A 2,483-nucleotide genomic window follows, 5' to 3' on the forward strand; every position below is an offset into this window, starting at 1 on the left:
TCCGCCTGGCGTACGCTCCTTTCCTACGAATGGCAGATCGACTGCCAACCCAGTCACATTGCCTGCGACATTATTTCCCCTAGACTTGCCTCGTTGACGCGCCAGCGCGTCCGGACAGCGGCCCCGCGCGGGCGCCGATCCCGCGATTCCATCCGCACCGAGCAGAGGTCCCCCGTCATGAGCCTGCAGAAGAAGCCCCAGATGGTCGAGGCCGTGGTCTTCTTCAATGACCGTGGCGTCGGCAAGCAGATGCTCTACCCGGAATTCGAGGCGTTGCTCGACAACGTCGTGCAGATGCACGAATTCGCCGACCAGCAGATGCGCCTGGCCTACGTGATGATCAACCCGCGCCTGCTGGTCAAGGCGACGGTGTTCTTCTACCTGGACTTCGACGAGAACGGCGAAGCCGACCGTGGCTGGAACCTGCCCCTGCGCCAGCTCGCCGAGCGCGCCGGGCGCGGCCCGGACATGGGCGCCGGGCCGATCCGCCTGGCCTGCCGCAGCCAGTGCCCGGTGTCCTGGCACCAGATGCACCTGTGGGACCCGAGCCTGGTGGCCGGCAACAACCACCTGGCGATGCTGCGCGACGCGGTCAAGCGCAACCAGCTCGGCCTGCTGGTGGAGGAGGAGCCCAAGGCGGTGCAGCCGCAGCGCCTGCAGATGGCCGCCGAGCACCAGTGGTACGCCCCCGCCGAGGAATCCCGCGAGCAGGCCGAGAAACTGGCCCGGGCGATGCTCGAGGAACACCGGCAGAAGACCGCCGAACTGCTCGGGCAGCAGGAGTCGAAGCTGTCCAGCCTGGCCCAGCAGCATGAAGAAGAACTGCGACGTCTGCGCCTGGGCGCCGACGAACATGTCCAGGTGCTGCAGGCCGAACTCGCCGCCCTGCGCGAAGGGCTCAAGCGCGAAGAAGAGATCAACAGCGGCCTGCGCCGCGAGCTGGACGAGCGTGTCGACGGCTTCCAGCGCGGTCGCGAAGAGCTGACCGCGCAATTGCGCAGCATCGAGCAACAGGGTCGCGACGAGATCGAGGAAGCGCGCGCGCAGATCGACGCCGAGGCGCGGGCGCGCATCGCCAAGATCGAGGCGCAATACAAGGAACAACTGGCCGTCCGCGACGCCGAGCTGAGCTATCGCGGCGAGCTGGACAAGCAGCTCAAGCTCGACAACGAAGCCCTGCGCGGCGAACTGGCGGCCCAGGCCGCGCGCGTGGAAAGCGATGCGCCGCTGCAGAAGCTGGCGGCCCTGGGGGTGATCTTCGTGGTCTACCACCCCGGCGCCGGGCACCTGACGATTCCGCTGCAGGACATTCCGCGCTACCAGGAAAACCCCATGGCCTATGCGGCGGCCAAGTGCTTCGTCTCCGAGCCGCAATACCGCCAGTGGCTGGCCCACTACCAGCAGCCGACCTGCGACGGCCGCCTGTCCAATGGCGAGCGCTGCGCCCTGCCGGTGGACCGGGTGGACAACCCCGGGCGCTTCGTCGAAGGCGACAGCAACTGCTGCGGCCGGCACAAGAGCGCCGGGCGCCTGCGCAGCGTGACCACGGGGTAGCCGGCGATCCTGCGGTTTCCCGACTGGCGTCCGACGCCACCCCTGCAATGCATACAGCTCGACTGGCTGGCTGAAGCCGAGGTCGAGCTGGCCCTGTTGCGCCTGGACCTGGTCGACGAGCGCGTCTCCGGCAACAAGTGGTTCAAGCTCGCGCCCTACCTGCGCCAGGCCGCCGAGCTCGGTCTGGACGGCCTGATCAGCCTCGGCGGCGCCCATTCCAATCACCTCCACGCCCTGGCCGCGGCCGGCGCGCGCTTCGGCTTCGCCACGGTGGGCCTGCTGCGTGGCCACGAGCAGGACACCCCGACCGTGCGCGACCTGCGCGCCTGGGGCATGCAGCTGCACTGGCTCGGCTACGCCGGCTACCGCGAGCGGCACAGCGCAGGCTTCTGGACGCCCTGGCGCGAGCGTTACCCGCGATTGCTGGCGGTGGACGAGGGCGGCGGCGGGCTGCCCGGCGCGGAAGGTTGCGCGCCGTTGGTGGCGCAATTGCGCGAAGGCCTGGGCTCGATCGGCTGGGGTGATTACGACCAGCTCTGGGCCGCCTGCGGCACCGGCACCACCCTGGCCGGACTGGTGCTGGGCGAGGGCGGCGCGCACCCGGTCGTCGGCGCCCTGGCGGTACCGCCGGGGCATGGCGTCGAAGCGATGCTGCCGCGTCTGCTGGCGGAGGCGGGGCGGGCGGACGCCGGCTACCGCCTGGTGGATGCCAGCCGGGGCGGTTTCGCCAAGGTCGACGCCGAATTGGCGCGCTTCATGGCCGACTTCGAAGGCGCCTGTGGCGTACCGCTGGAACCGCTCTATACCGGCAAGTTGCTGCTGGCGCTGTACGACGAGGTGAAGGCCGGCCGGGTGCCGCGCGGCAGCCGCCTGGTCGCGGTGCACAGCGGCGGCCTGCAGGGCCGGCGGGCCATGGACGAGCGCCAGGT

General features: G+C 69.9%; 2 protein-coding genes. Both read left to right on the top strand.

What is annotated here, in order from left to right; translation table 11 throughout:
* Window positions 1-177 precede the first annotated feature (177 nt).
* Window positions 178-1,554, top strand: coding sequence for a chromosome partitioning protein ParA (locus tag P3W75_RS26790; protein WP_276230345.1), 1,377 nt, complete (start codon window positions 178-180; stop codon window positions 1,552-1,554).
* A 42-nt stretch (window positions 1,555-1,596) separates the two neighbouring features.
* Window positions 1,597-2,483, top strand: an 887-nt coding sequence (locus tag P3W75_RS26795; protein WP_276230346.1) for a 1-aminocyclopropane-1-carboxylate deaminase/D-cysteine desulfhydrase, incomplete at its 3' end; no start/stop codon positions are given.

Origin of the sequence: Pseudomonas citronellolis (assembly GCF_029335315.1) — a bacterium.
In the GTDB taxonomy this organism is placed as follows: Bacteria; Pseudomonadota; Gammaproteobacteria; order Pseudomonadales; family Pseudomonadaceae; genus Pseudomonas; species Pseudomonas citronellolis_A.

Bases quoted from the DNA above. Each gene is read 5' to 3' on its own strand.
- P3W75_RS26790 (WP_276230345.1), top strand. From the start codon at position 178: ATGAGCCTGCAGAAGAAGCCCCAGATGGTCGAGGCCGTGGTCTTCTTC.